Raw genomic sequence first — 25785 nt, 5'->3', positions numbered from 1 at the left:
CCGCGGCGCCGCCCGTCAACGCGTCATGGCGCGCACGGCGCCACAGACCAGGCGGATGCCGTCCTCCAGGTCGCGTGCGTCGGGACGGACCATGTTGAGGCGGATGTGCGTCTCGTCGGTCTCGTCCACGTCGAACACGCCGCCGGGCATGAACGTGACGCCGAGCGTGCGGCACCGGGCGAGCAGGTCGAGCGCGCGCACGCCGTCGGGCAGCGAGACCCAGATGTAGTATCCGCCCTGCGGCACGGTCCAGCGCATGCCTTGCGGCGCATGCCGTTCCAGCGCGGCGACGGCCGTGTCGCGGCGGCGTCGGTAGGCGGCGGTCAGGTCGCGCACGTGCCCGGCGATGCGCCCCTCCTTGAGCAGTTCGAGGCAGATGCGCTGCGACGACGTGCTCGTGTGCTGGTCGACCATGCGCCGCAATGCGGCCAGACGCGCGATGACGTGCGGGTCGGCCGCCACCCATCCGGTGCGCAGCCCGGAGGTGACGGTCTTCGAGAACGTGGACAGGTACATCACGTATCCGGCGTTCTCCATGCCGGCGAGCGGCACGGGGCGGTCGCCGTCCCCGTTCCCGCCGTACCACAGCTCCCCGTAGGCGTCGTCCTCGACGATGAGACACTGGTGGCGGCGCGCCACGTCGACGAGCCTGCGGCGGCGCTCCATCGGCATCGTCGTGCCGGTGGGGTTGTGGAAGGTGGGGATGGTGTAGATGATCTTGGGCCGGAAGCGCGCGCAGTAGCCCTCGAGCAAATCGGTGCGCATGCCGTCGGCGTCGACCGGCACGCCGACGATCGACGCGTCGGCGGAGCGGAACGTCTGCAACGCGGGGAAGAACGTGGACTGTTCGACGAGCACGCGGTCGCCCGGGTTCACGAACGCGCGCACGATGAGGTCGATGCCCTGTTCGGATCCGGACAGGACCATGACGTTGCGCGCCTCGCAGGCGACGCCGCGCGTGCGCATGTGTTCGGCGAGCAGCGCGCGCAGCTCGTCGAAGCCTTCGATGGGCGATTCCGGCTGGCCGTCGAACTCGTGCGAGGCGAACGCCTCGAGGCTCACCGCGCGCAGCAGGTCGTCGGGGATGTCCGCCGGGTTGGGCGAGCCGGTCGCGAAGTCGATGACGCGCCCGTCCGCTCCCCCGCGCCGGGCGCGGTCGATCTCGGCGATGTCGTGGTAGGTGAACCGGTTGGAGTAGTCGCTGAACAGCACCGACCACGGGGGCCGGATGACGGACGGCTCGGGCGTGCCGTCGTGCGCGGGGACGCCGGCGCCGCGGATCGTGCGGATTGTACCGGGCGATGGCCGCGCACCGGCGCCGCCCGCCGTGCGCACGTCGTGGATCGTATGGACCGCGCCGGAACCTCCCGAGGTCTGCGGCGCACCGGATGCCCGGATGCCCGGCGCGCCGGATGCGGCGCCGTCCGCCGGGGTCACGAACGTGCCCTTGCCGACCTTCGACGCGACGAGGCCTTCGTCCTTGAGCCGTTGGTACGCCTGCAGGACGGTGGTGCGGTTGACGCCGAGGCGGGCGGCGAGCTCGCGCTCGGGCGGCAGCCGGTAGCCTTCGGCGAGCTCGCCGGAGACGATGCGTTCGCGCAGCTGTGCGGCCAGCTGCCGGTACATCGGCACGCTCGCGCGCCGGTCGAGTTCCAGCCGCATGGCCACCGTCCTTTCCCTTCCCGTATCCGTCGGGGCGTCTCCCCCGCCGTTCCTCCCGACGATTATCTTCCGATCACAGGGAGAGGAACAGCTCGTGCAGGCGCGTGTCGTCGGTGAGCTCCGGGTGGAACGCAGTGGCGAGGATGCCGCCCTGGCGCAGCGCCACCGGATGCCCGTCGACCTCGGTTTCGACGCGCGCCGACCCGCCGACGGAGACGACGTACGGCCCGCGGATGAACACGAGCGGGAAATCCTTGATGTACCCGGCGTCCCCGGGCTCACCGAAGTCGGCGGTGACGGCGAAGCTGCCCAGCTGGCGGCCGTACGCGTTGCGGCGCACGACGGCGTCGAGCGCGCCGAAGTACACGTGCTCGTCGTTGTCGAGCCTCTTGGCGAGCAGGATCATGCCGGCGCAGGTGCCGAACACGGGCTCGCCGGCCTTGATGTGCTCGGCGATCGGCCCGAACAGGCCGGTGGAGTGCAGCAGTTTGCCCTGCGTGGTGGATTCGCCGCCGGGCAGGATCACCCGGTCGATGGAATCGTCGAAGTCCTCGGCGGCGCGCAGCAGCTTCCACGGCGCGCCGAGCCGGTCGAGCACGGCCGCGTGTTCCGCGAACGCGCCCTGCACGGCGAGGATGCCGGTCACGCCGTGCCGGTCACGGCCGGCCTGGACGCCGTCGGATTCCTCCTTGGAGATGTATTGGACGGCTACGACCATGTCATTCGCCTCCGGGTCTCACTCGCCGCGGGCGGCCATGATGGTCTGGATCTCGTCCTCGTTGATGCCGACCATGGCCTCGCCGAGATTCTCGGAGAGCTTGGCGAGCAGGTCGGCGTCCTGCCAGTTGGCGGTCGCCTTGACGATGGCGGCGGCGCGCTTGGCAGGGTCACCGGACTTGAAGATGCCGGAGCCGACGAACACGCCCTCGGCGCCGAGCTCCATCATCAGGGCCGCGTCGGCCGGGGTGGCGACGCCGCCGGCGGCGAAGTTGACGACGGGCAGACGGCCGTTGTCATGCACGTACTTGGCGAGGTCGTACGGCACGGCGAGCTGCTTGGCCGCCTCGTACACCTCGTCGTCGCGCAGGGAGACGAGCTCGTGGATCTGCTTGTTCATCGTGCGCATGTGACGCACGGCCTGGATCACGTCGCCGGTGCCCGGCTCGCCCTTGGTGCGGATCATGGCCGCGCCTTCGGCGATGCGGCGCAGCGCCTCGCCGAGGTTCTTCGCGCCGCACACGAACGGCACGTCGAACTGGTTCTTGTCGATGTGGTAGACGTCGTCGGCCGGGGAGAGCACCTCGGATTCGTCGATGTAGTCGATGTCGATGGCCTGCAGGATGCGCGCCTCGGCGATGTGGCCGATGCGCACCTTCGCCATGACCGGGATGGACACGGCCTCCTGGATGCCCTTGATCATGGCCGGGTCGGACATGCGGCTCACGCCGCCGGCGGCGCGGATGTCGGCGGGGATGCGCTCCAACGCCATGACGGCGCAGGCGCCCGCGTCCTGGGCGATCCTGGCCTGTTCGGGCGTGGTCACATCCATGATCACACCGCCTTTGAGCATTTGGGCGAGGTTGCGGTTGAGTTCGGCACGGTTCTGCGTCATATCGGTTCCCTTCTGGTTCGTGCGATGCACGCGCGGCATGCGAATCATGCGCGGCATGCGACGCCGCCCATTATCGGCCGCCGGCGATGCAGACCGTCCGAACCAGTCCAATTTGGATGGGGCCAATTTGCGGTTTTATGACCCGACCAATGCGCGTCGGCCACCCGCATTAGCCGATGTCGTTGCCGTAGACCTGCGATTGGATGTCCTTGCGATGCGTCTCCATCCGCGTGATCTCGCCCAGCAGCGCGATCTTCTCGGCACCGTCCGGCATCATGGCCATCCTGCGTTTCGCCGCGCCGATGCGCCGCATGTACCCCATGTCGAGCAGCTTGGCCAGCAGTTCGGAGGCGTATCTGCTTTCGGCCTTGGTGGGCGTTCTGAGCCGTGCGTCCGACATGTCGCCGCCCTCTCCGGCCCCGGCGGGGCCGCCAGCCGCCCCCTGCCCCGCATCAGGCAGCGGCAACGGCATGACGGCGAGCTCGTTGATCGTCGATTCGAGCATCGGCCCGCCCGCCTTGGTGAGGTTGTGCATCCACAGGCCTTGTGGCGTGTCGGCGGAGGGAAGCCCGCCCGCGGCCGCGACCGCTTGGAACATCGTGCGGAACACGGGGGTCATGAAGTTCGCGAGCGTCAGTTCGGCGAACCCGTGAGGGCTTACGGCGCGCGGCACCTGGATGAGCAGCGCCATGAACTGCTGCTCGGCGATGAACACGGCGTCGTCGATGCGGAAATAGGTCTGTTCCGTCGCGTCACGGTGTTCGAGCGCGCGGCGTTTCGCGGGGTCGGCGTACGGGTCGTTCCTCGCGTCGCCGCGCGGCGCGCCGTCGCGGCCGAACGCCCCGGAGCCGACGGGACGTCGCCGCGACGCGTACGCGTCCTCGTCGCGCACGTGCAGACGGCGACGTTCCCGGTTCACCTCGTCGCGCATGATGTCGAGGTCGATGCCGATGCGGCGCGTCGCACGCCGCGTATACCAGTCCAGCAGGGAACGGTCGCGGATCTGCGCGACCAGGGGGGCCACCGCCTTGACGGCCCCCATTTGGCCGGTCGCGTACTGGGTGTCGAAACGCCCGATTGCCGCGTCGATGACGAAATCGTAGAGGGGTTTCGCATGCTCGATGAGCGAGCGCACCGCCTCGTCGCCGCGTTCGATCCTCAGGTCGCACGGGTCGAGGTTGTCGTCGGCGACGGCGACGAACGTCTGCGACAGGAACGCGGAGTCCAGACCGAACGCGTGCAGCGCGGCCTTCTGCCCGGCCGCGTCGCCGTCGAACGTGAACACGACGCGCGAGCTCAACGCCTGCCCCTCGACCTTCAGCGGCCCCACAAGCTGGACGGCGCCGAGCGAATCGTCGGCGATGAGGCGACGCACGATCTTCGCGTGTTCGGCGCCGAATGCGGTGCCGCACGTGGCGACGGCCGTGTCGATGCCGGCCAAGTGCATGGCCATCACGTCCGTGTAGCCTTCGACGATCACGACTTGGCGTTTCTTCACGATCGCCTTCTTCGCCAGATCGATGCCATAGAGCACCTGCGTCTTGCGGTAGAGCTGCGTGTCGGGCGTGTTGATGTACTTCGCGGCGATCTGGTCGTCGTCGTACAGTTTGCGCGCGCCGAAGCCGAGCGTACGTCCGGTCGAATCGCGGATCGGCCAGGTGACGCGGCCTCGGAAGTAGTCGTAGACGCCGCGCTGCCCCTGGCGCGCGAGGCCCGCGTCGAGCATCTCCTGCTGCGTGAAGCCCTTGGATGCGAGGTGACGGACGAGATTGTCCCAGCCCTGCGGCGCGTAACCGCAGCCGAACCGCTCGCAATCGGCCTGGCTGAACGTGCGTCCGCCGAGCAGCTTTCTGGCGGCGAGCGCCTCCTTGCTCATGATCTGGCTGGTGAAGAAGCGCTGAGCCTCCTCGTTCGCCTCCAGCAGGCGCGCGCGTTTCGACCCAGAATAACCGTCCTGTCTGCCGACATCCGTGTTCTCGTAGTGCAGTTCGATATGGTATTTGTCGGCCAGCAGTTCGACGGCCTCGCGGAAGTCGATGTTCTCCTGCTGTTCGACGAATTTGAACACGTCGCCGCCGAGTCCGCAGCCGAAGCAGTGCCAGACGCCGAGGGCGGGGCGCACGTTGAAGCTGCCGGTCTTCTCGTCGTGGAACGGGCATAGGCCGACGAACGTGCCGGTGCCCGAGGGCTTGAGCGACACGGATGCGGATACGATGTCGTAGAGGTCCGCGACTGCGCGCACCTTCTCGATGTCTTCCTTCTTGATCATTCCGGCCATGACATACTACCCTACCGCCTCGGCGGGGCACCGGTACAAGTATGCCGGTTTCCGCCGTCGGCGTGTGTTCCGTCGCGTGCGGCGCGGAGTCACGGCAGGAACGCGTTCAGCACAGGATCGAGTGGAGCGCGAGCGCCGAGGAGTCGGTGAGGGAGGCGACCTGATCGACGGCTACGCGCAGGCGTCCGCCGTCGCCGTCGGCGGCCTCCCAGTCGTCGAGGAACTGGCGTTCGAGGATGTCGCTGGGACGCGGCGATTCGGCCATGAGCACGTCGACGAGGTCCTCGATGATGCGCCGTTCCTCTTCGTGCATCGGCTCCTTCTCTCCGGGGGCCATGACGAAGTGCACGGCGATGCCTTTGAGCGCGACGATCTCGTATGAGGTCTCCTCGGGGATGACGGGTCGCGCGGAATACCGGGTGAGCGGGCCGGGGCCGTAGGTGTCGCGCGTCGCCTCCTCGACGCTCCAGGCGAAGCGGCCGATCAGGTCGGAGGTGATGTTCTTGAGCCGGGCGAGCGCGGCACGCGACCCGTTGAAACGGTCGGGGAACATGTCGAGTCGCTTCAAACGCAGGAATGCTTCGACGAGTCGATCCGAATCCCATTGCTCCCCGTACCAGTCCCGCGTCTGCTCGACGATGACGTCGATCACGCGCGAGTCGGCGAGCGCGATCGGATCGAACGCGCCGGTGGCGATGGCATCCTCCACGTCGTGCACCGAATACGCGATGTCGTCGGAAAGATCCATGATCCGGCATTCCATGGGGCGTTCCGTCGGGTCGGGGAGTCCTTGCTTGAGCCAGCGGAATACGGGTTCGTCGTCCGGGTAGACGCAGTATTTGGCGCTGCGTTCGCCTTTGGGGTGCGACGCGGCCTCGGCGAGCGTCCACGGGTACTTGACCGCGGCGTCGAGCGAGGCGCGCGTGAGATTCACACCGGCGGACCGCCCGTCGGGGTGGAGGACCTTGGGTTCGAGGCGCGTGAGGAGGCGCAGCGTCTGCGCGTTGCCTTCGAACCCGCCGATGTCTTGGGCGATGCGGGCGAGCGCCGCCTCGCCGTTGTGCCCGAACGGCGGGTGGCCGAGGTCGTGCGAAAGGCAGGCGCAGTCGACCACGTCGGGGTCGCAGCCGAGGAGTTTGCCGATCTGGCGGCCGATCTGGGCGACTTCGAGCGTGTGGGTGAGGCGCGTGCGCGCGAAGTCGTCGGTGCCGGCGACGAGGATCTGGCTTTTCGCGCCGAGTCTACGTAGCGCGGACGAGTGGATGAGCCGCGCCCGGTCTCGTTCGAATGCGGTGCGAGACTTCGATTTGGGCGGCTCTGACGCCCAACGTTCCTCATCGAATGCGGTGTATTCCTCCCCTTTCGGCACACGTTCGACGCGGTCGGTAGGCATGTCGTCGTGATGGCTGGATTCCATGGCGCACCTCCCCTGGGCTCCAGACTAGCAGCGGCGTCTACCGCTTCGGAATCCGCGACCGTTCGTCGATTTCGGCGCGCAGCCGTTCGACTTCCGATTCGAGGCGCTCGATGAGCAGCACCTGTTGGGAGATGAGCAGGTCGCGCAGGTCGCGTTTGCCGGCGCGCACGCTGAGATCCGGCGTGAACGGCTTCGCGACCTGCCCGTCGCCGTGGGCAGGGGCGGTCGTCCCCTCCCCCGTATCCGCGACGCTTTCGGGGGTATCCGTCATGGAACGCCAGCGCGCAATGCAGCGTTCGATGCGCTTGTAGCCGATCAGCGACGCGTCCAGTCCGGCATCGCGGAAGATGCGCACCGGCGATTCGCCCGCACGGTACCGGCGCATGCATTCCCGCCGGAACGTCTCGGAGTAGCGGATCCGCCCGTTCGACACGCGCTCGACGGCGGGCAGCGACCGGAGGTACGTGATCTCCTCGTTGGTGAACCCTCCGGATCCCATGGCGGCCTCCTTTCGACGTGTCCGATCGGCGTGCGTCGGCAGGCACGACACCGACGGCATCCAATACCACCATTGATACCGTGCGACACAACCGACCGGTACACATCTACCGGAAAACGGCCCGACATCGCGACACGCCGACCACGACGACCCTTCTGCGTCGCATAGTATCGGGTTTTCCCCCGTCGCGAACACCCCCTTAACACCCGTACAAAAAGCGCTTATACCCTCGTTATCACCACAGATTCCATGTCGCGCATAAACTTCACACACATACCCCCATATAAGGGGAAACTGACAAAGAAAACGGGGGTTCTTCTCTGGCGAACAGAGAAGAACCCCCGGAATCCACGGAATCGATGCGCACCCGCTCCCCTACGGAGCGTCCATCGGAGCTACAGCAGTCTACAGCAGCGAGGACTGATCCAGCTTGGCGAGATCCGCCGCGGGCAGCACTTCGGCGGCGTGCTCGTACAGGCGCGGGATGCGGTTGCGCAGGCAGGTGAAGATCTCGTAGCTGATGGTGTCGGCGGCGCGAGCCCAGTCGTCGGCGGTCGGCTCGGCGAACGCCTCGCCGCGGCCAGGACCGAACAGCTCCACCGTGTCGCCCTCATGCACGCCGAGCGCCGCAGCGGAGCCGTGCAGGTCGAGGATGAACTGGTCCATGCACACGCGGCCGGAGACGCGGTACAGCTTCGGGCCCTCGGCGGTCATCACACGCACCGGGCCGCCCGGCTTCTCCACGTGCTTGGCACCCTGCATGTCGAATCCGGAGGCGGAACGGTGGATGCCATCCGCGTATCCGAGCGGCACGATTGCGGTGGACGTGTCGTCCGGAGTGAGATAGGTGCGGCCATAGGAGATGCCGTGACCGGCCTCCACGTCCTTGACGGTGCCGAGCTGCGCCTGCAGGCGCATCGCCGGCTTCAACGCATAGCTGGACGGCGTGCCCATCGCCGGGTCCGGCTCGTAGCCGTACAGGCCGATGCCCGGGCGGGTGAGCTCGAAATGAATCTCCGGACGGGACAGCGTGGCCGCCGTGTTCGCGAGGTGACGAATCTCGGGGGCGATGCCCGCAGCCTCCATGCGGGCGGTGAACGCCTTGAAGTTCTCGACCTGGCGGTCGGTGGAGGCGACGAACTCGGGAACATCCGGCGAATCGGCCACGGCGAGATGGCTCCACTGTCCGACGATGTGCAGCACCCCCTCCTTGGCGAGCGGCACCAGCTTGGCGAGCGCCGCGTCGAAGCCCTCCGGCGTGAAACCGTTGCGGCCGAAACCGGAGTCGACCTTCACGTGCACGCGCGCCGTCCTGCCGAGCTTGCGCGCGGCGGCGGCCACCGCGTCGATGCCAGGCAGCGAGCCGACGGACACGTCGATGTCGTTGGCGATGAGCTCGTCGAACGGAACCTCGGCACCGTTGTAGACCCACGTGAGGATGTGGCAGCGGTCGGGGCCGATGCCGAGCTTCCTCAGCAGCAGCGCCTCATGCGACTGGGCGGTGCCGAGCCAGGTGGCACCGCCGGCGAGCGCGGCGAGCGCGGCGGGCAGCAGGCCGTGTCCGTAGGCATCGGCCTTGACCACGCCCATCACGGCGGTACCGGAGTGGGGGCCGCCTACGACGTTCACCAGGTGCGCCATGTTGTCGCGCATGGCCTTGAGGTCGACGATGGCCTGCGCGGGGTAGCGGCGGCGGGCGGCCTCGTAGTTGGCCTTGCCCTCCTGCGAGCTGAATTCGATTTCGGGAGCTGCGTTCATACTCATGGTGCCTTATTGTGGCGCGGCACTGTGACGTGTCCGCGTTCCCGACCACATGGCGGCCCGCGGACACCGTCGAGCGAGACGATGCCACACCCGACACCCACGCCCGACGTCCACGACAAATCCGCGTCCGCGCCACGCATGACGCCGCATCCTGAGACGCGCCGCGCCGGTTTTCCGGCAGTCCATGTACACTCACAGGTCACGGTTCGTTTGCCGTTTTCCCGCCCGTAATGTTCGGGGGCAACAATCGCGACCGTACTTCAAGACTCCCGGCGTTGAGGCGTGCCGGGGTCCCGGAATTCCGTCCGGCCAAGCCCATTCCACGTGTTCATGAGAGAAGACCATGAATCTGTTCCGTAAGAAAACGGTGGATCAGCTTGTTGCCGATTCCACCCCGCTCAAGCGCACGATGCGCACCTTCGACCTGACGATGCTCGGCATCGGCGCGATCATCGGCACCGGCATCTTCGTCCTGACCGGCAAGGGCGCGCTCACCGCCGGTCCGGCGCTGTCCGTATCCTTCCTGCTGGCCGCGATCTGCTGCGGTTTCGCAGGCCTGTGCTACGCCGAGTTCGCGTCGATGGCCCCGGTGTCCGGATCCGCATACTCGTACGCGTATCTGGCATTCGGAGAACTCATCGCGTTCGTGATCGGCTGGAATCTGATCCTCGAATACGCCCTGCAGGCGGCCACCGTGTCCGCCGGTTGGGCCGGCTATTTCAACAAGCTGCTCGAAGGTTTCGGATTGAGCCTTCCTGTCGAGCTGACGGCCGCGTACGGCACCACGCCGGGCGTGACCACCTACTTCAACCTGCCCGGCTTCATCGTCGTGCTGCTCATCACCTGGGTGCTGTCCATCGGCATCAACCAGACGAAGAAAACCAATGACATCATGGTGATGATCAAGCTCGCGATCATCGCGCTGTTCATCATCTGCGCCGTGTGGTACGTCAAGCCGTCCAACTGGCAGCCGTTCTCCCCGTACGGCATCTACACGTTCCAGCCCGGCTCCACCCAGCCGTACGGCATCCTGCCGGCCGCGTCGATCGTGTTCTTCAGCTTCATCGGCTTCGACGCCGTGTCCTCCTCCGCCGAGGAGACCATCGAGCCGAACAAGACGCTGCCGCGAGGCATCCTCCTGTCACTCGCCGTCTCGACGGTGATCTACATCATCATGACGCTGGTGATGACCGGCATCGTGCCCTACCAGGAGTTCGCGAAGTTCATCGACGCCCCGGTCGCCGGCGTGATCCTGTACACCGGCATGAACTGGCTGGCCGTGATCGTGAACATCGGCGCGCTCGTCGGCATGACCACGGTGATGCTCGTGCAGTTGTACGGCCAGTCGCGCATCTGCTACGCGATGGGCCGCGACGGCCTGTTCCCGAAGTTCTTCAGCGACGTGCACCCGAAGCACCGCACCCCGTTCAAGGGCACCTGGTTCTTCGGCATCCTCACCGCGATCGCCGGAGGCTTCATCAACATCAACATCCTGTTCGAGCTGGTGAACATCGGCACGCTGTCCGCGTTCATCATCGTCTCCGCCGGCGTGCTGTGGATGCGCAAGACCGCTCCGGACGCGCACCGCGGATTCAAGGCGCCGGGCGTGCCGGTCGTGCCGGCGCTGTCCATCATCTTCTGCCTGGTGTTCATCGCCGGCCTGAACTGGGAGACCTGGGTGCGGTTCGCGATCTGGCTGGCCATCGGCCTGGCCGTCTACTTCGGCTACAGCCGCAAGCATTCCAAGCTGGAAAGCGCCGGCGATCCGGCTCCCGTGGCGGTGCCGGCCGAATAGCCGCGTCGCCCCCTCGGCAACCTGTTTCACGACGAAGCCCCCTCGGTTCATATCCGAGGGGGCTTTCTCGGTGTCGAGCTGACACTACCGGAAAAAGATACGGAAACGAGACCGGAGGTCTTCCTGTGCTCCATATGTGGCCCACTACAGGTTCTGTGGAACTTCGCGATGAACCTGTGGGGTTTCACGACGGTTGTGCGTACCCTAGACATAGATGTGCAGAGTGTCTCCTTGAAGACGGCCTGTTCGTCAGCTCCCCGCATTTGACGAATCCGCATAATTCCGGGCATCCCGGCTACGGGAATCATTAGAAACAGTGTCGTCTTCCGAATGCGGCCATACAGGTCGTCGCTCGAATCATGCAAGATCATGTCTGAACCGTGCAGATCCCTATCCGAACCGTGCAGGACCTGTCGGCGACTCCACACATTCCACCATTTCAATGCATGACAGTCCAACAATCCCAAGGAATGGCGGAATCACGACGATTCCCCGACACATCACGCGCTTACACGCGAAGCCCGGTCACCATTCGTGGCGCTGGTAGGCGATTCTCGTGGTGTCGGTCGGCCTGTCCAGCAGCTGGATGAGCCCGCAACGGGCGAACCCGCTCGTTTCGAGCACGTGCTGCATGGCCTTGTTGTTCGGATGCGTGTCGGCGCGCACGTTACCGTAATGCTTCAGCGCCCAGCGGATGCAGTCGCGGGCGGCGTGACGCACCAGACCCGACGAGGCGATGCGATGGATGGTCACATACGTGTCGCCGTCGAGCCACGCGCCGTCGATATGTCGGTACGTGGGATCCTCGCCCGGGCACAGGGCGAACTGCGCGAGGATGCGCTCATGCCCGTTCTGCGTGTCGACCAGCAGCATCGTGCGCTGGTTGGCGATGTCGTCCCTCACGACCTCCTCGCGGGGGAACGTGTTCCCCCACTGCGTGGGATTGCCGTTGCGCGCCATCAGCTCGCGCGCATGCGCATACACCTTGAGCATATGCGGCAAGTCACGCATGGTCGCGTGACGGAAACGACGGGACGACGCATTGGAATCGGACACCACACCTCACCTCACGTTGGCGCGAGAGCCCCGCACGGGGATTCGATCGGAAACAATCAACTGACGCGCTACGCTACCATGCCCGCCTCACAAACACCGTGTGTCTCCTGTGATGCGGCTGGATGATGCCCGCACATACGGAAAATCCCCGCCCGCCTTGCACGGCGGACGGGAACCTACGCGTCTCGGCTCGGACGCGGTGGACACGGCGGATGCGGCGCACCGCCGCCAAGACGGATTCGACGATCAGACGACCTTGCGCTCGAACGGGTCGGAGCTGATGCCCTTGGCGAGGATGTCCTTGCACCATTCCTTCGCGGTGAACAGGCTGTGGTCACGGTAGTTGCCGCAGCTTTCGATCGTGGTGGCGGGCACGTCGTCCCACGTGGCCTCGTAGGCAATGAACTCCAGCGACTCCTTCAGCGCCTTCGCGACCTCCTCGGTGGGATGCTCGCCCCACGTGAGCAGGTGGAAGCCCGTGCGACAGCCGAACGGCGAGCAGTCGATGTAGCCGTCGATTCGCTCGCGCAGCAATACGGCGATCGTGTGCTCGATGGTGTGCAGCCCGGCCGTCGGGATCGCGTTCTCGTTCGGCTGCACGAGACGCAGGTCGTAGTTGGAGATCACGTCGCCGTGCGGCCCCTTCTCCGTGTCGATGTAGCGCACGTACGGCGCCTTCACCTTCGTGTGATCGAGCTGGAAGCTCTCCACCACCGGCTTGTCGGTCTTGTCCTGATCGGTCTTGTCCTGATCCGCCATGTCCGTTCCTTTCCGCTTGCGTGTTGCGTTCCTTCGGCGCGCACGGCGCCCGTCCCGCCCATCCTAGTTGCCGAACGCGGCGATCGCCTCCATGAACCGCGCGCCATACCGTTCGAGCTTGCTTTCACCCACACCGTTGACGGCGAGGAACTGCGCGTCGTTGACTGGTCTGACGCGCGCCATGTCGCGCAACGTGCGATCGGAGAACACGATGTACGGCGGTTTGCCGATCTCCTGCGCGATGGTGCGACGCAGTTCGCGCAGACGCTGGAACAGCGCCTCCTCCTCATCGCCCGGCACGTAGGCGTCCGCATCGACGGGACCGGTCGTGCCCGCCGCACCGAACACGGTGGACGACGGCGCACCTGCGGCACCGCGACGTCGCCGGCCACCGCCCGCCGCACCGCCATCGGGACGTTCGGACCGACGGTCCACGCGCTTGATCTCGTAATGGAAGTCCGGCGCGACCGTCTCCCCCGCGCGCGGACCGAAGCCGACGATCGGCAGACGGCCATCGGCGACGACGAGATGGCCGTCGCTGGACATCTGGCTGAGCACGTCACGCACCCGCGATTCGGGCACGTCCTTCAACGCGCCGAAGCTCGGCATGCGTTCCGGGGCGAGCCAGGCGAGATCTTGCGCCTGCGAGCCGCGCAGTATCTTCACGAGTTTGCCGGCGCCCACGCCGCGGCGCACCGGACGCGGCGTGGTCTCCCGCCCCTGTTCGTCATGGTCGAACATCACGTCATGCACACAGCGGCTGATGTTGCGCGCGATGTCCGTCACGTCAATGGTGGTAAACGTGTGCTCGCAGTTCGCGCACGCCCCGCATCCGACATGCGCGGCGGCCTCCGCGGCTCCGGCACCGGCACCGGCCGCCGTCCCGGCCGCGTTCCCGACGACCTGCAGATTGTCTTCCTGCCCGAAATAGCGGGTCATGTAGCGGTGGAGGCATTCGGTGGTGCGGCAGTAGCCGATCATACCGTCGAGCAGGCGGCGACGGTTGCGTTGCGCGATTTCCTGCTCCTCGGCGGTCATGCGCTCGTTCTCGTAGTCCGAATCGAGCAGTCGACGGCGCGTGCCGATGTCGGATTCGTTCCACAGCAGCGTGCATCGGCTGGGTTCGCCGTCGCGCCCCGCACGCCCGGCCTCCTGGTAGTAGGCTTCGATGGATTCGGGCATGTTGTGGTGGATCACGTAGCGCACGTTCGACTTGTCGATGCCCATGCCGAACGCATTCGTGGCGACGACGACCGGCACCCGGTCGGTCACGAAGTCGCGTTGCGCCCGGGCCCGGACCTCGGGGCTCATGCCGCCGTGGTAGGCGACGGCCACGGGAGCGGCACCTGCGCCACCGGCACCACCCGCAGCACCGGCAGAGCCCGCGCCCGCGCCGGGGCGCTGCGGGACCGACTGGTTCAACGTGTCGGCGATCCGTTCAGTCTCCTTGCGCGTGGCGCAGTACACGATGCCGGATTCATCCGGATGCGCGGCCACGTAATCCACGATCCACGCGGCCTTGCGCTTGCGTTCCATGTTGATGACGTCGAAATACAGGTTCGGCCGGTCGAATCCGGTGACCGTCACCTGCGGGGAGACGAGGCCGAGCAGCCCGACGATGTCACGCCGCACCTTCTCGGTGGCGGTGGCGGTGAACGCACCGACGACCGGTCGGTTCGGCAGCGAGCGGATGAAGTCGCCGATGCCGAGATACGAGGAACGGAAGTCCTGCCCCCATTGGGAGACGCAGTGCGCCTCGTCGACGGCGACGAACGCGATCGGCGTGCGCATGGCGAAGTCCCGGAACCGCCCGGTTTCAAGACGTTCCGGAGCGACGTACAGAATCCTCACCTGTCCGGCCGCCGCCTGGGCGAGCACCATGGACTGCTCGTCCGGCGTCTGCATGCCGTTGACGAACGCCGCAGGCAGCCCTTGGTCGTTCAGCGAGTCGACCTGGTCCTGCATGAGGGAGATGAGCGGCGAGATGACGATGGTGACGCCGGGCAGCAACGCGGCCGGTATCTGGTAGCACACGGATTTGCCGGCACCGGTGGGCATGACGGCGAGCACGTCGCGGCCATGCAGGAGCGCGTCGACCACGCCGGATTGCCCGGGGCGGAACGATTCATAGCCGAAGTACCGTTCGAGCGCGGCCAAAGCCGCGGCATGCGCATCCGTCGTCTGTCCAGTCATGCCTTCCAGTGTATGCCGCCCGGGCCCGTAGGCCACGACCACGCCGGGCCTGGACCGGTCAGATGGCCCCGAGCGCCTGGTCGAGGTCGGCGATGAGGTCGTCGGCGTCCTCGATACCGACGGAGATGCGAATCAGGTTGTCGGGCACCTGCAGGGTTGTGCCGGACACGGAGGCGTGGGTCATGGCGGCGGGCACTTCGATGAGGCTTTCGACGCCGCCGAGCGATTCGGCGAGCGTGAAGATGGTCGTGTGGTCGACGAAGCGCTTCGCCGCTTCGGCGCCGGCGGTGAGCTGCACGGAGACGATGCCGCCGAAGCCGCCGTGCATCTGACGCGCGGCGATCTCATGGCCCGGATGGGATTCGAGACCGGGGTACCAGACACGTTCGATCACGTCCGACGGCTGAGATTCGAGCCACTGCGCGACCTTGAGCGCGTTGGCGGAGTGACGCTTGACGCGCAGATCGAGTGTCTTGAGGCCGCGGATGTCAAGCCATGAGTCGAACGGGGATGGCACGGCGCCGGCCGCGTTCTGCAGGAACGCGATCTTCTCGCGGGTCTCGTCGTCGTCGAGCACGACGGCGCCGCCGACCACGTCGGAGTGGCCGCCGATGTACTTGGTGGTCGAGTAGACGACCGCGTCGGCGCCGTCGGCGAGCGGATGCTGGAGCGCGGGCGAGGCGAACGTGTTGTCGACGACGACCTTCGCGCCGTGCTTGTGCGCGAGTTCGGCGGTCAGGGCGATGTCGGTGATGTTGAGCAGCGGGTTCGACGGGGTCTCGACCCAGATGTAGCGGTACGGCTTGGCGACGAGCGCCTCTTCAACCGCCTTCGGGTCGGTGATGTCGACCACGTCGAGGCCGACGCCCCACGGCACGAACACTTTGGCGAGCAGGCGGTAGGTGCCGCCGTACACGTCGTTGCCGAGGAGGATGTTGTCGCCGGGCTTGAGGGTAGCGCGCAGCAGCACGTCGATGGCGGCGAGGCCCGAGGAGAAGGAGAGCGCGTATGTCGCGCCTTCGACGGCGGCGAGCTGCTCGTCGAAGCTGGTGCGCGTCGGGTTGATGGAGCGCGAATAGTCGTGGCCGCCCCTGAGGCCGAGCACGCCGTCCTGTTTGAACGTGGAGGTGGCGTAGATCGGCGTGACGACGGCGCCGGTGGTCGGGTCGGGTTCCTGCCCGGCGTGGATGGCGCGGGTGGCGAGTGCGGTGGAGGCGAACTGGGCGTTGTATGCGGTGGTCATGGTGGTTTCCTTTCGAATGGTGGTGGTCGGGATTGAGTGAGTACAGGATGATTGCGGGATTACAGGTATCGCTCCGCGAGGGAGGGGCGGGTGGTGCGGTCGACCACGTCGCCGTAGCCGTTGGCGCGCATCCAGTCGTCGTCGAAGATCTTCTCCAGGTAGCTGCGACCGGAGTCGGGGGCGAGCACGACGACGAGCTGGGTCTCGTCGAGGTCGTGCGCCTTCGCGTACTTGATGGCGCTGGCGACGGCCATGCCGGAGGAGCCGCCGACGAGCAGCGCCTCCTCGGAGGCGAGGCGACGGGTCATTTCGAACGCTTCGGCATCGTTCACCTTGACGATTTCGTCGGGGATGGCACGGTCATAGGCCTTCGGATAGAAGTCTTCGCCGACGCCTTCGATGTCGTACTGGTGCACGGCAGCGGGGTTGGATGCGGAGTAGATGGAGCCTTCCGGGTCGGAGCCGACGACCACGACGCGCCCGTCGGATGCCTCCTTCAAGTAGCGTCCGGTGCCGGAGATGGTGCCGCCGGTGCCGATGCCGGCCACGAAGTGCGTGACCTTGCCGTCGGTATCCCGCCAGATCTCGGGGCCGGTGGTGGCGTAGTGGCTGGCGGGACCGTTCGGGTTGTCGTACTGGTTGGGGCGGTAGCCGCCGGGGATGGCCTTGGCGAGGCGTTCGGCCACCTGGTAGTAGGAGCGCGGGTCGTTGGGTCCTGCGTCGGTGGGGGTGACGACCACTTCGGCGCCGTACGCGCGCAGCACGGCGCGCTTCGATTCGGAGACCTTGTCGGGCAGGGTGAAGATGGCACGGTAGCCGCGCTGTTGGGCGACCATGGCGAGGCCGACGCCGGTGTTGCCGGACGTGGGTTCGACGATGACGCCTCCGGGCTTCAGCTCCCCGGAGCGTTCGGCCGCGTCGATGATGCGCGCGGCGATGCGGTCCTTGGAGGAGCCGCCCGGGTTCATGTATTCGATCTTCACGGCGATGGTGGCGTTCACGCCGTCTTCGGTGGGGATGTGGCCGAGTCTGACGAGCGGGGTGTTTCCGATGAGTTCAGCGGTGCTGTTCGCGATGGTCATGATCGTCTCGTTTCCTGTGGTTCGGGGTTTCCGGTGGACTGGTTGGGTTTGATCGGGTTGCGGCTGGTCGGTGTCGTGAACCGACGTTCCCCTGCGAGACGATGAATGACGATGTCCGATGGTGATGAAGGCCTTGCGAATCGGGAACACTGTGGTATGCGTCGTATGCGCGTACCCGTCGCCGTTCCCGTATGCTTCCCTCGCGGATCCCGAACGAGTATCGGCACCCCCAACGTGCCAATAATCCACGCGCCCGCCATCGGCCGACGCCGACGAATCACGCGTATGAAATCCGAAACGAAGATCGCGGCGATTCCCTGCCGCGTTCGAATGCCCTATCTCAAGTTATGCGTCACTGACCGTTCGCCCGGGGGCGTCGGTTAGCGACAACAACACATGAGAATCTGCATGCCTCACACCATACCACTCTCCCGCGCGCCCGCGTGTCGGAGCGGGGCCCGCGTCCGCATCATGGAATCCGCCCGAGCCGCGGATGCATCATGGAATCGGCGGATGCGGGCCGGGCCGGGCGCGTTAGGCTATGCGGAACAACGCATCATCGCGAAAGCGACCGCCAGAAACGGTAAAGGAGACGCATATGGCCATCACATTCACCGAGGAACGCCGGTTCACGCAGGAGCAGACGCAGCGCCTGTTCCGCTCGGTCGGCTGGGTGTCGGGCGAGTATCCGGAGCACCTGCACCGGGCGCTGATGGGCTCGTCCACGGTCATCACCGCATGGGACGGCGACCGTCTGGTCGGCCTCGTGCGCGCGCTGGACGACGGCGCGATGCTCGCCTACGTGCATTACGTGCTCGTCGACCCGGAGTACCAGGGCAACGGCATCGCGGGCCACATGATCGAGATGCTCAAGGACAAGTACCGCGACTACCTCTATGTCGAGGTCATGCCGGAGGAAAGCAAGAACGCGTCGTTCTACGAACGCCACGGGTTCACGGTCATGGCCGACGGCGTGGCCATGCAGACCGTGAACCCGGAGTGGTGACGTCGGACGTCAGATGAGCCAGCGTCGCGAGGCGACGACCTCGCGGCGCAGGGTGAGCCGGCGCGCGACCGCCACGCATACGGCGAACAGGACGACCGCCTCCGCGAGCGGGATCCACGCGACGTACAGATGCCATTCGTTCCAGTTCGATTCGTACCGAACGATCTCGCCGGTCATGGCCTGGGCCAGCCAGGCCGCCTTCACGGAACCGCCGAACAGGAACAGCCGCGTCGCCAGCAGATACGCCACAACGATCACACCCACGGTCGCGCCGAACCGTTTCGCCCCGCCGGCGCACGCCCATGCGACGACCACACCGGCCAAGATCCCCAGCGCCGCGGCGGCGAGCATCAGCGCGAAGCAGGCCACACCCATGAACAGCCACCCGCCGGGGATGATGCCCGACACCTTCATCGAACCGCCGGTGGACACCGGCTCGTACTGCCACGCATACAGGAACCGGTAGGAGAACGGCATCTGAATCACGTCGTTGCCCCACCAGCCGTAGGCGGCGCCGGCCATATCGACGCTCGTCGCGACGCGCTGCCAGTCACGGTCCGCCAACGCGTATTCCGCCACGGTCATCACCGCCGCCGACGCCGCGGCGGATACCGTGCCGTATATGGCGGGCGCGATCGCCAGCGAACGCCGGCTCACGCCATGGCAGAGTTCCGGCCCCGCGAATGCGAGGAACCAGATCGCGCCGGCCGCGAACAGCATCAGCCCCATCAGCGATTCGATGTCCGACGCCCCGGCACCCATCATGCCGTCGAAGCCATAGGGCACCCGGCGCCAGTTCTCCCGCATGGCCAGATACCGCACGCCTCCGCCGATCACGGCCATCACGGCGCCCATGCCGAGCGCCGCCGCGTACAATCCCGCGCACCGCCGCATCATGACGCCCGTCTGCCGGCCGAACCGCCGACGGCGCGCGGCCATCGTCCTCGTCGTATCCGTCGTGGTCATCGCGCTACCTTCCTTTCCTCGGCGGCGATGGCATCGCCGGCGGCCCCGCCAGCCGCCATGCCGTCGCCCGGTCTCTCCCCCGCCACGCCGCCATCGCCGGTGACGCGGATGAAGTAGTCCTGCAGGCCGAGCCCACTCACGGCGATGCCGTCGGGCACGTCGTGTTCGTCCACGCGGCCGCGCACGGTGACGGTGACGAGCCGTCCCATACGTTCGACCGCGACCGGCTGCAGCCCCTCCGCACCGATGAATGCGTTCACCCGCGTCCCGTCACCGACGAGCACGGTGGCACGGGAGGCGACGTCGCCGGCGTCGAATGCGTCGACGACGCGACCATGGTCGAGGATGACGGCACGTTCGACGACCTGCGCAACCTCGTCGATGATGTGCGTGGAGACGACGATGACGCGCGGACGTTCCGCGTACGACTCGATGAGGAGCCGGTAGAAACGCTCGCGGTTCGCGGCGTCGAGCCCGTTGACCGGCTCGTCGAGCAGCAGCACGTCGACGGGCAGACACAGGCCGGCGACGAGGCGCACGATCTGGCGCTGGCCGAGCGAAAGTCCGCCATACGAGTCGTTCTCCCTGATGCCGAACGCGGCGAGCATGCGCGCGACCTCCTCGCCGTCGATGCCGCCGTAATACCGGCCTTCGCGGCGCAGGAGGGCGGAGACGCGCGCGGGTATGAGGAACGGCGTCGTCTCGTTGACGAGATGGATGCGCACCTGCGCGTGCTCGTTGTCGCGCACGTTCTCGCCGTCGAGTTCGACGTCGCCGCCCGTGGGCAGCAGGCGGTTGGCTATGGTGGCGAGCAGTGTGCTTTTACCTGCGCCGTTGCGCCCGAACAGACCGTGGATGCCCGGTTCGAAGCTGAGGTTCACGTGGTCGAGCGCCGGCACGGACGCCTTATGGAAGGTCTTGGTCAGATCGTTGATGATGAGGCTCATGAGCGATACCCCCTGTCGATGATGTCCTTGAGCTCGTCGGCGCCGATGCCGAGCCGTTTCGCCTCGGCGATGAATTCGCCGACGCGCGTGGTGAGGAACTCGCCGCGCTTGGCGTCGCCGGCCCTGCGCCGGGCCCCGGCGGTGACGAACATGCCGAGCCCGCGGCGCTTCTCCAACAACCCCTGATCGACGAGCAGGTTCATGCCTTTGAGCACGGTGGCCGGGTTGATCTTGTATGTGGTCGAGATCTCCGTGGTGCTGGGCACCTGCTCGCCCTCGGCGAAAGCCCCGGAGACGATCGCCTCGCCCAGCTGTTCGGCCACCTGACGGAACAACGGTGTGGTCCCCGAAAAATCGAATCGCATATGGTTTCAACTCCGTTCATGATGGGCCGGCGGCCATGCGTGCGGCATACGCGCACGGCCGCCGGCGGCGTCATTCCTCGGCGACGTCGGCCGAGTCGGCGCGCATATCGGCGTACAGGCCGAACACCTCATCGTACCCGTACCGGTCGCTGCATGCCTTGACCTCCTCGTTGCCGGAGAAGGCACCGTCGGAGCTCTTGGTGACAGGGCCGGTGGGCAGAGTGTTGTAGTCGGCCTTGGCGGCGTAGGTCGGCTCCGTGGGTTCGACCCACCGGATGCCCTTGGAGGCGAGGCACTGCGTATAGCCGGTGGTGAGGCCGGCCAGCTCATCCTCGGTGATGATGCCGTCGGCCAGCACCCGCTTCGCCTCGGCGCTGGAAACGGAGTCGCGCAGTCGCATGATCTCGGCCGCGTAGGTCTTCTGGACGCCGTCGGACACGACCGGCTCCAATGCGTCGGCCGGCCGCACGGACGCGGAGGATGGTACGGGTTCGGCCGGGGAATCGGCCCAGGCTCCGGCGGCCAATCCCGCCAGCGGGATCAGCATCGCGCATACGACGGCGACGGCCGCGTACTTTCCTTGAATCTTCATGATGACCTCCTTGCGGTCTTCCGAACATCAGGTCCGATGCAAGCAACCTTGTTGGTTAGTTGCTTGTGTAACTAACCATATAACCAACCGACCACTTCGTCAACATCGACATACTGTGGCGGTTCTCATTCACCGCAATCGCCGTAGCCGTCACTGCATATGCCGTGGTGTCCACTATCATTACTTGGAGCAAAGGCTACAACGCCGGGGACTTGTACAGGGAGCTGATTGATTTGGACCGCACGGAGATACGCAGCAGCATCATCGCCATCAACGACGGCAACCGCTACCTGCTGTACCACGACATCGGCTGGGACTGCGATTTCTTCCCCAATCATGCGACGCGCGACGATGAGACCGAGAACCTTCGCGCACTCACGGAATATCTGTCACGAGGATTCGACATCCCGCAGGCGGATTTCACACTCACGCGGGTAGTCGGCGAATCCCATGAGAAGTGGTCGACCGAACATGATGAGACGCGCTTCTATGACTACACCCTATACAAGGCGGACATCACGCGCATGCCCGACGTTTGGAAGGCCGACCGTTTCCACGTGGATTCCAAGGACTGCCGTTGGATGACCGTGGACGAGATGCTCACCGACCCGCGTATTCGCGAAATCAACGCCGATGTAGTGGGCATGGTCAAATCCCGGCTATAGCGATTCACCCTTCGGCACGTCGAACGCAACACACGCAATACGTCACAGCGAGGCGGCCTCGATGAGACGGCGCGTGTAGTCGGATCGCGGGCATCCGAGCACTTGCGCCGTAGGACCGGTCTCCTCTACACGACCGTCATGCAGCACGAGGATGCGGTCGGCGATGTGCTGGACCACGCCCAGATCGTGCGATACGACGATCAGCGCAGGGCGTTCGACCGGGGCTGTGGTCGCACCGTCCGCCCCCACGCCGTGCACGATCGATTGCAGCGTTTCGAGAATCCGCACGCGGGCGGCCACGTCGATGGCGCTCATCGGCTCATCGGCGAGAATCACCCTCGGTTCGTTGACGATGGCACGCGCGATGGCGACGCGCTGCGCCTGCCCCCCGGACAGGTCGCACGGGTATCGGTCCAGGAACTCGCGCGGGTCGAGGCCGACGCGCGCCAGCGCCTGCACGGTCTTCGCGCCGACCTCGTCGAACGCATAGCCGAGCGCACGGCGGCGCAGCCACAACGGTTCGGACACGGAACGTTCGACCGTCCACCGCGGGTCAAGCGAGCCGTACGGGTCCTGGAACACGATGGACGATTCGGCGCGCAGGGCCTTCATGCCGGCCGAACCGTGTGCGACGGCCTGCCCCCGGTAGATGATCTCACCCGAATCGGCGGCGTCAAGCCCCAGCATGATGCGCGTCAATGTGGTCTTGCCCGAACCGGACGCGCCGATCACGGCGAGGCACTCCCCCGCGCGCACCTCGGCGGACACGTCGGACAACACCTGCCGGCGGCGTTTCGGCGCGAACAATCCGGCCACCCCGGCGCGCATGTCGCGCGTCGCGAAGGATGCGTCGATGTTCCGCGCCGACAGCAGCGGCATGTCGGAGGCCGGGATGGGTGCGGCGACGACAGCGGATTCATTGTGGTCAATCATGGTAATCCCCCTCAGCCGGCATGATCCGAATCAAGCGTGAGCGTGCGGGCCGCGGCGACGAGCTCGCGGGTCGGTACCGTCTCGGGCGCGGCGAGCAGGTCGGCGGTCTCGCCGGATTCGACGATGCGCCCCTCGTCCAACACGTAGCAGCGTGTGGTGGCGCGTTGCAGCACGGCGAAATCGTGGGTGATGAACAGCATGGATGCACCTGCATCGTCGACGAGCGAGACGAGCAGGTCGACGATCTGACGTTGCGTAATCGAGTCGAGCGCGGTGGTCGGCTCGTCGGCGACGATGAGGCGTGGCGAGGTGATGAGCGCCGCGGCGATGCCGACGCGCTGCCGTTGACCGCCGGACAGTTCGTGCGGCCGTTTGCGCAACACGTCCTGCGGCAAACCGACCTTGTCAAGCATCGCCTTGACGCGTTCCGCGCGTTCGGCGGCCGTCAGATCGTAATGCAGGTAGAGCGGCAATCCGACGATCTGCGCGACGGTCATCACCGGATTGAGCGCGCGCGTCGGATTCTGGAACACGACGCCCACGTATCGTCCGCGCAGGTCGGCGAGCGCACGCTCGTCCGCGTAGACGGATGAGCCACCGCTCCGGCCGTCATGCCCGTCACGCCCTCTGCGGGAACCGCCACGGTTGTCCGTCGCGGTTCCCGCAGCGTCCGCGGCTCCCGATGCCAGAATCGCCGTATCGCCCATCACGATGTCGCCGCGCAGCGCCGCCTCGCGCGGCAGCAGTCCCAGCAGCGACTTCGCGATCATCGACTTGCCGGAGCCGGACGATCCGATGAGTCCGACGCGCTCACCGTCGCCGATATGCAGGTCCACGCCGTGCACGATCTCCTTCGCGCCGAGCGTGACGTGCAGGTCACGGATGTCAACGGCCATCGGTTGCCTCCTCTCGCAACGCGGGATTCGCGACCGGGTCGGCGGCGTCGCGCAGCGCGTCGCCGAACAGGTTCAATGCGACGACGGCGAGCGTGACGACGAGGCCCGGCCACAGGACGGTCAGCGGGAACACGTTGATGAGTTTGACCGAGGTGGCGAGCGAATGCCCCCAACTGGGCACGCCGGCGCCGACGCCGACGCCGAGATACGTGAGTCCCGCCTCGGCGAGCACGGACGTGCCGGCGGACATGGACAATTGCACGGCGAGCACCGGCGTGATGTTCGGCACGATATGCCGCACGAGCACGCCGAATCCGCCCATGCCGTTCGAGCGTGCCGATTCGACGTACTGCGAGCGCGCGGCGAGCAGGGCGGCGGGGCGGGCGACGCGGGCGAGGTTCAGCCCGTAGGCGATCGAGCAGGCGCCGACGACGACCGCGGCGGACGCGCCGAACGGCACGGCGAGCAGGAGCGCGATGAGCACGGTGGGGATGGAGATGAGCGCGTCGGCGACGGCGACGGATACGGAGGCGAGCGCGCGCGAACGCGCGACCATGAGTCCGACGAGCAGCAGTCCCAGCGCACCCGAGCAGACGACGGTGAGCAGGGCGATGACGAGGTTCGTACGTGAGCCGGCCATGAGCCAGCTGAGCACGTCGGCGCCGGTGCCGTCGGTGCCGAGCCAGTGCGAGGCGGACGGCACGGCCCACACGTGGTATCCGTCGGTCTTCAGCAGCGGCTGCGGCGTCCAGAACAGGGAGACGAGCGCGACGAGCAGCCAGATGCCAAGTGCGACGAGCGCGTATCGTCCGGCGCCATGCGACCACATGGTGCGCACGATCACGGCGATACGCCGTGAGACCACCCTCCGACGCTGCGCGCCACCTCCCGCCAGCGGGAGGACATTCCCAATACCGCCCCCGCGGTGTCGGAGCCGGGGCAGTCTCCCGTTCGAACCTCCCGCCAGCGGGAGGACATCACCATTGCCGATGGATATAACCTCTCCGCCCCCGCTGGCGGGGGCTGTCGGCGCGGCCGACTGGGGGTGGTCGACGGGCGGAATGTCATGCCCTGTCATCATGCCTCCTCTCCGGCGGCGAGACGTGGGTCGAGCGCGCGGTGCGCGAGGTCGACGATGAGGCCGAGTGTCAGGAAGAACGCGGCCAGCAAGAACAGTTCGCTTTGCACGGCGACGAGGTCGCGGTTGCCGACGTCGCCGACGAGCAGCGCGCCGAGTCCGGGCAGGGCGAACAGGTTCTCGATGACCATCACGCCGGTGATCATCGAGGCGAACGTCAGGCCGACGACGGAGACGAGCTGCGGGGTGGCGAGGCGGAGCCCCACGCGCAGCAGCGCCTGCGTGCGTGTCATGCCGCACGCCATCGCCATGTCTACCGGGCCGCCGTCGGCGGCGATGTCCTCCAGGGCGGCGCGCGTGTAGCGCATGATGCCGGCGGCCGCAACGAATCCTGTGGCGAGCGCGGGCAGGATGAGCGAGACGAACGCGCGTCCGGGCGCGCCCGACCAACCGTCGGCGGGGAATCCCTGTGACGGCAGCACACCGAGCAGACCCACGCCCTGACCGAACAGGAGGAGCAGCAGCAGACCACTCCACAGGGCGGGCACGGCACCGCCCACAATGGCGAGTACGTGGAAGAATCCGCGCAGTCGAGGGTTCCTGGTGATGACGGCGGCGCAGCCGAGCGGCAGGCCGACGACGAGCGCGACGACGAGACTCATGATGATGAGCGGGAACGTGATCGCGGCGCGCGCGCCCACCTGTGCGGCGACCGCGCGACCGGTCAGCGCGGATACGCCGAGGTCGCCATGCAGCAACCCGCCCGCCCAGTCGAGGTATTGGACCGGGTACGGGCGGTCGAGACCGAATTCGGCGCGCAGTTCGGCCACGCGCGAGGCGGTCGCATTGGTACCGGCCATGACGACGGCCACGTCGCCGGGCAGGATGCGCAACGCGGCGAACACGAGCACGGAGATGCCGAACAGGGCAACAGCGAACAGCAGCAGCCGTCGTATCACGAATCGCATGGCCGCCCC

At 66.7% G+C, this 25785-nt stretch carries 22 protein-coding genes and 2 pseudogenes; 3 read left to right on the top strand and 21 right to left on the bottom strand.

Annotation, left to right across the window (positions count from 1 at the left end):
• Positions 1–15: 15 nt before the first annotated feature.
• The 7 genes from AC1AYR_RS02865 to alr all read right to left on the bottom strand — a co-directional run bounded on the left by AC1AYR_RS02865 (position 16) and on the right by alr (position 9232).
• The gene (locus AC1AYR_RS02865) at positions 16–1662 is read right to left on the bottom strand and encodes an aminotransferase-like domain-containing protein (RefSeq protein ID WP_476511219.1); all 1647 of its coding nucleotides are present in this window, start codon (positions 1660–1662) and stop codon (positions 16–18) included.
• A gap of 73 nt (positions 1663–1735) precedes the next feature.
• Positions 1736–2380, bottom strand: coding sequence for a pyridoxal 5'-phosphate synthase glutaminase subunit PdxT (gene pdxT, locus AC1AYR_RS02860; protein WP_476511220.1), 645 nt, complete (start codon positions 2378–2380; stop codon positions 1736–1738).
• Between the two features lie 18 nt (positions 2381–2398).
• The gene (gene pdxS / locus AC1AYR_RS02855) at positions 2399–3274 is read right to left on the bottom strand and encodes a pyridoxal 5'-phosphate synthase lyase subunit PdxS (RefSeq protein ID WP_476511221.1); all 876 of its coding nucleotides are present in this window, start codon (positions 3272–3274) and stop codon (positions 2399–2401) included.
• A gap of 169 nt (positions 3275–3443) precedes the next feature.
• Positions 3444–5552 carry a DNA primase gene (gene dnaG, locus AC1AYR_RS02850; RefSeq protein WP_476511222.1) on the bottom strand — a complete coding sequence of 703 codons (2109 nt, stop codon included), beginning with the start codon at positions 5550–5552 and terminating at the stop codon, positions 3444–3446.
• A 106-nt stretch (positions 5553–5658) separates the two neighbouring features.
• A complete protein-coding gene (locus AC1AYR_RS02845; protein ID WP_476511223.1) occupies positions 5659–6969 on the bottom strand; it encodes a deoxyguanosinetriphosphate triphosphohydrolase in 1311 nt (436 codons plus the stop codon).
• A gap of 37 nt (positions 6970–7006) precedes the next feature.
• Positions 7007–7468 (bottom strand): HTH domain-containing protein, encoded by a 462-nt coding sequence (locus AC1AYR_RS02840; RefSeq protein ID WP_476511224.1) that lies wholly within the window; start codon positions 7466–7468, stop codon positions 7007–7009.
• A gap of 405 nt (positions 7469–7873) precedes the next feature.
• Entirely contained in the window at positions 7874–9232 is a 1359-nt protein-coding gene (alr, locus tag AC1AYR_RS02835) for an alanine racemase (protein WP_476511225.1), read from the bottom strand.
• A gap of 343 nt (positions 9233–9575) precedes the next feature.
• Between alr and AC1AYR_RS02830 the strand changes: the two genes are divergently transcribed.
• Positions 9576–11027 (top strand): amino acid permease, encoded by a 1452-nt coding sequence (locus AC1AYR_RS02830; RefSeq protein ID WP_476511226.1) that lies wholly within the window; start codon positions 9576–9578, stop codon positions 11025–11027.
• A gap of 525 nt (positions 11028–11552) precedes the next feature.
• On the opposite strand, the gene AC1AYR_RS02825 is transcribed toward AC1AYR_RS02830, so the two are convergent.
• From AC1AYR_RS02825 to AC1AYR_RS02800, 6 genes and pseudogenes are all read right to left on the bottom strand, one after another.
• Positions 11553–12038: an N-acetyltransferase gene (locus tag AC1AYR_RS02825; RefSeq protein WP_476511339.1), complete on the bottom strand. Its 486-nt coding sequence runs from the start codon at positions 12036–12038 to the stop codon at positions 11553–11555.
• Positions 12039–12329: 291 nt separating this feature from the next.
• Positions 12330–12842 carry an S-ribosylhomocysteine lyase gene (locus AC1AYR_RS02820; protein ID WP_476511227.1) on the bottom strand — a complete coding sequence of 171 codons (513 nt, stop codon included), beginning with the start codon at positions 12840–12842 and terminating at the stop codon, positions 12330–12332.
• A 63-nt stretch (positions 12843–12905) separates the two neighbouring features.
• Positions 12906–13115 (bottom strand): annotated as a pseudogene (locus AC1AYR_RS02815) (HRDC domain-containing protein); the annotation flags it as partial.
• 147 nt (positions 13116–13262) lie between these two features.
• Positions 13263–15035, bottom strand: a pseudogene (locus AC1AYR_RS02810) (RecQ family ATP-dependent DNA helicase); the annotation flags it as partial.
• Positions 15036–15093: 58 nt separating this feature from the next.
• Positions 15094–16278: a cystathionine gamma-synthase gene (locus tag AC1AYR_RS02805; protein ID WP_476511228.1), complete on the bottom strand. Its 1185-nt coding sequence runs from the start codon at positions 16276–16278 to the stop codon at positions 15094–15096.
• A 59-nt stretch (positions 16279–16337) separates the two neighbouring features.
• Entirely contained in the window at positions 16338–17360 is a 1023-nt protein-coding gene (locus AC1AYR_RS02800; RefSeq protein WP_476511229.1) for a pyridoxal-phosphate dependent enzyme, read from the bottom strand.
• A 598-nt stretch (positions 17361–17958) separates the two neighbouring features.
• Between AC1AYR_RS02800 and AC1AYR_RS02795 the strand changes: the two genes are divergently transcribed.
• The gene (locus AC1AYR_RS02795) at positions 17959–18366 is read left to right on the top strand and encodes a GNAT family N-acetyltransferase (protein WP_476511230.1); all 408 of its coding nucleotides are present in this window, start codon (positions 17959–17961) and stop codon (positions 18364–18366) included.
• Between the two features lie 9 nt (positions 18367–18375).
• Here the strand turns inward: AC1AYR_RS02795 and AC1AYR_RS02790 are convergent, their stop codons facing one another.
• The 4 genes from AC1AYR_RS02790 to AC1AYR_RS02775 all read right to left on the bottom strand — a co-directional run bounded on the left by AC1AYR_RS02790 (position 18376) and on the right by AC1AYR_RS02775 (position 21236).
• Positions 18376–19332: a hypothetical protein gene (locus tag AC1AYR_RS02790; RefSeq protein ID WP_476511231.1), complete on the bottom strand. Its 957-nt coding sequence runs from the start codon at positions 19330–19332 to the stop codon at positions 18376–18378.
• A complete protein-coding gene (locus tag AC1AYR_RS02785; protein ID WP_476511232.1) occupies positions 19329–20279 on the bottom strand; it encodes an ATP-binding cassette domain-containing protein in 951 nt (316 codons plus the stop codon). Before AC1AYR_RS02785 ends, AC1AYR_RS02790 begins: the two co-directional genes overlap by 4 nt.
• Positions 20276–20644: a GntR family transcriptional regulator gene (locus AC1AYR_RS02780; RefSeq protein ID WP_476511233.1), complete on the bottom strand. Its 369-nt coding sequence runs from the start codon at positions 20642–20644 to the stop codon at positions 20276–20278. Before AC1AYR_RS02780 ends, AC1AYR_RS02785 begins: the two co-directional genes overlap by 4 nt.
• A gap of 70 nt (positions 20645–20714) precedes the next feature.
• A complete protein-coding gene (locus tag AC1AYR_RS02775; protein ID WP_476511234.1) occupies positions 20715–21236 on the bottom strand; it encodes a hypothetical protein in 522 nt (173 codons plus the stop codon).
• Between the two features lie 167 nt (positions 21237–21403).
• Here AC1AYR_RS02775 and AC1AYR_RS02770 point away from each other — a divergent pair, with 167 nt between their 5' ends.
• Positions 21404–21901, top strand: coding sequence for a hypothetical protein (locus AC1AYR_RS02770; protein ID WP_476511235.1), 498 nt, complete (start codon positions 21404–21406; stop codon positions 21899–21901).
• A gap of 42 nt (positions 21902–21943) precedes the next feature.
• Here the strand turns inward: AC1AYR_RS02770 and AC1AYR_RS02765 are convergent, their stop codons facing one another.
• From AC1AYR_RS02765 to AC1AYR_RS02750, 4 genes are all read right to left on the bottom strand, one after another.
• Positions 21944–22834 carry an ABC transporter ATP-binding protein gene (locus tag AC1AYR_RS02765; RefSeq protein ID WP_476511236.1) on the bottom strand — a complete coding sequence of 297 codons (891 nt, stop codon included), beginning with the start codon at positions 22832–22834 and terminating at the stop codon, positions 21944–21946.
• An 11-nt stretch (positions 22835–22845) separates the two neighbouring features.
• Positions 22846–23730 (bottom strand): ATP-binding cassette domain-containing protein, encoded by an 885-nt coding sequence (locus AC1AYR_RS02760; RefSeq protein WP_476511237.1) that lies wholly within the window; start codon positions 23728–23730, stop codon positions 22846–22848.
• On the bottom strand, positions 23720–24559 hold the full coding sequence (locus AC1AYR_RS02755; protein WP_476511341.1) for an ABC transporter permease: 840 nt from the start codon (positions 24557–24559) through the stop codon (positions 23720–23722). The genes AC1AYR_RS02760 and AC1AYR_RS02755 overlap by 11 nt, the downstream gene beginning before the upstream one ends.
• Positions 24560–24807: 248 nt before the next feature.
• Positions 24808–25776 (bottom strand): ABC transporter permease, encoded by a 969-nt coding sequence (locus AC1AYR_RS02750; protein WP_476511238.1) that lies wholly within the window; start codon positions 25774–25776, stop codon positions 24808–24810.
• Positions 25777–25785: the final 9 nt, after the last annotated feature.

Source organism: Bifidobacterium sp. LH_417 (assembly GCF_056357035.1).
Note: the sequence above shows the minus strand (reverse complement) of the source record. Positions and strands in the feature narration are given on the sequence as shown.

Coding starts and splice junctions, on each gene's coding strand:
- AC1AYR_RS02865 (WP_476511219.1), bottom strand. CDS start 1,662: ATGCGGCTGGAACTCGACCGGCGCGCGAGCGTGCCGATGTACCGGCAG.
- pdxT (WP_476511220.1), bottom strand. CDS start 2,380: ATGGTCGTAGCCGTCCAATACATCTCCAAGGAGGAATCCGACGGCGTC.
- pdxS (WP_476511221.1), bottom strand. CDS start 3,274: ATGACGCAGAACCGTGCCGAACTCAACCGCAACCTCGCCCAAATGCTC.
- dnaG (WP_476511222.1), bottom strand. CDS start 5,552: ATGGCCGGAATGATCAAGAAGGAAGACATCGAGAAGGTGCGCGCAGTC.
- AC1AYR_RS02845 (WP_476511223.1), bottom strand. CDS start 6,969: ATGGAATCCAGCCATCACGACGACATGCCTACCGACCGCGTCGAACGT.
- AC1AYR_RS02840 (WP_476511224.1), bottom strand. CDS start 7,468: ATGGGATCCGGAGGGTTCACCAACGAGGAGATCACGTACCTCCGGTCG.
- alr (WP_476511225.1), bottom strand. CDS start 9,232: ATGAGTATGAACGCAGCTCCCGAAATCGAATTCAGCTCGCAGGAGGGC.
- AC1AYR_RS02830 (WP_476511226.1), top strand. CDS start 9,576: ATGAATCTGTTCCGTAAGAAAACGGTGGATCAGCTTGTTGCCGATTCC.
- AC1AYR_RS02825 (WP_476511339.1), bottom strand. CDS start 12,038: ATGCGTGACTTGCCGCATATGCTCAAGGTGTATGCGCATGCGCGCGAG.
- AC1AYR_RS02820 (WP_476511227.1), bottom strand. CDS start 12,842: ATGGCGGATCAGGACAAGACCGATCAGGACAAGACCGACAAGCCGGTG.
- AC1AYR_RS02805 (WP_476511228.1), bottom strand. CDS start 16,278: ATGACCACCGCATACAACGCCCAGTTCGCCTCCACCGCACTCGCCACC.
- AC1AYR_RS02800 (WP_476511229.1), bottom strand. CDS start 17,360: ATGACCATCGCGAACAGCACCGCTGAACTCATCGGAAACACCCCGCTC.
- AC1AYR_RS02795 (WP_476511230.1), top strand. CDS start 17,959: ATGGCCATCACATTCACCGAGGAACGCCGGTTCACGCAGGAGCAGACG.
- AC1AYR_RS02790 (WP_476511231.1), bottom strand. CDS start 19,332: ATGACCACGACGGATACGACGAGGACGATGGCCGCGCGCCGTCGGCGG.
- AC1AYR_RS02785 (WP_476511232.1), bottom strand. CDS start 20,279: ATGAGCCTCATCATCAACGATCTGACCAAGACCTTCCATAAGGCGTCC.
- AC1AYR_RS02780 (WP_476511233.1), bottom strand. CDS start 20,644: ATGCGATTCGATTTTTCGGGGACCACACCGTTGTTCCGTCAGGTGGCC.
- AC1AYR_RS02775 (WP_476511234.1), bottom strand. CDS start 21,236: ATGAAGATTCAAGGAAAGTACGCGGCCGTCGCCGTCGTATGCGCGATG.
- AC1AYR_RS02765 (WP_476511236.1), bottom strand. CDS start 22,834: ATGATTGACCACAATGAATCCGCTGTCGTCGCCGCACCCATCCCGGCC.
- AC1AYR_RS02760 (WP_476511237.1), bottom strand. CDS start 23,730: ATGGCCGTTGACATCCGTGACCTGCACGTCACGCTCGGCGCGAAGGAG.
- AC1AYR_RS02755 (WP_476511341.1), bottom strand. CDS start 24,559: ATGTGGTCGCATGGCGCCGGACGATACGCGCTCGTCGCACTTGGCATC.
- AC1AYR_RS02750 (WP_476511238.1), bottom strand. CDS start 25,776: ATGCGATTCGTGATACGACGGCTGCTGCTGTTCGCTGTTGCCCTGTTC.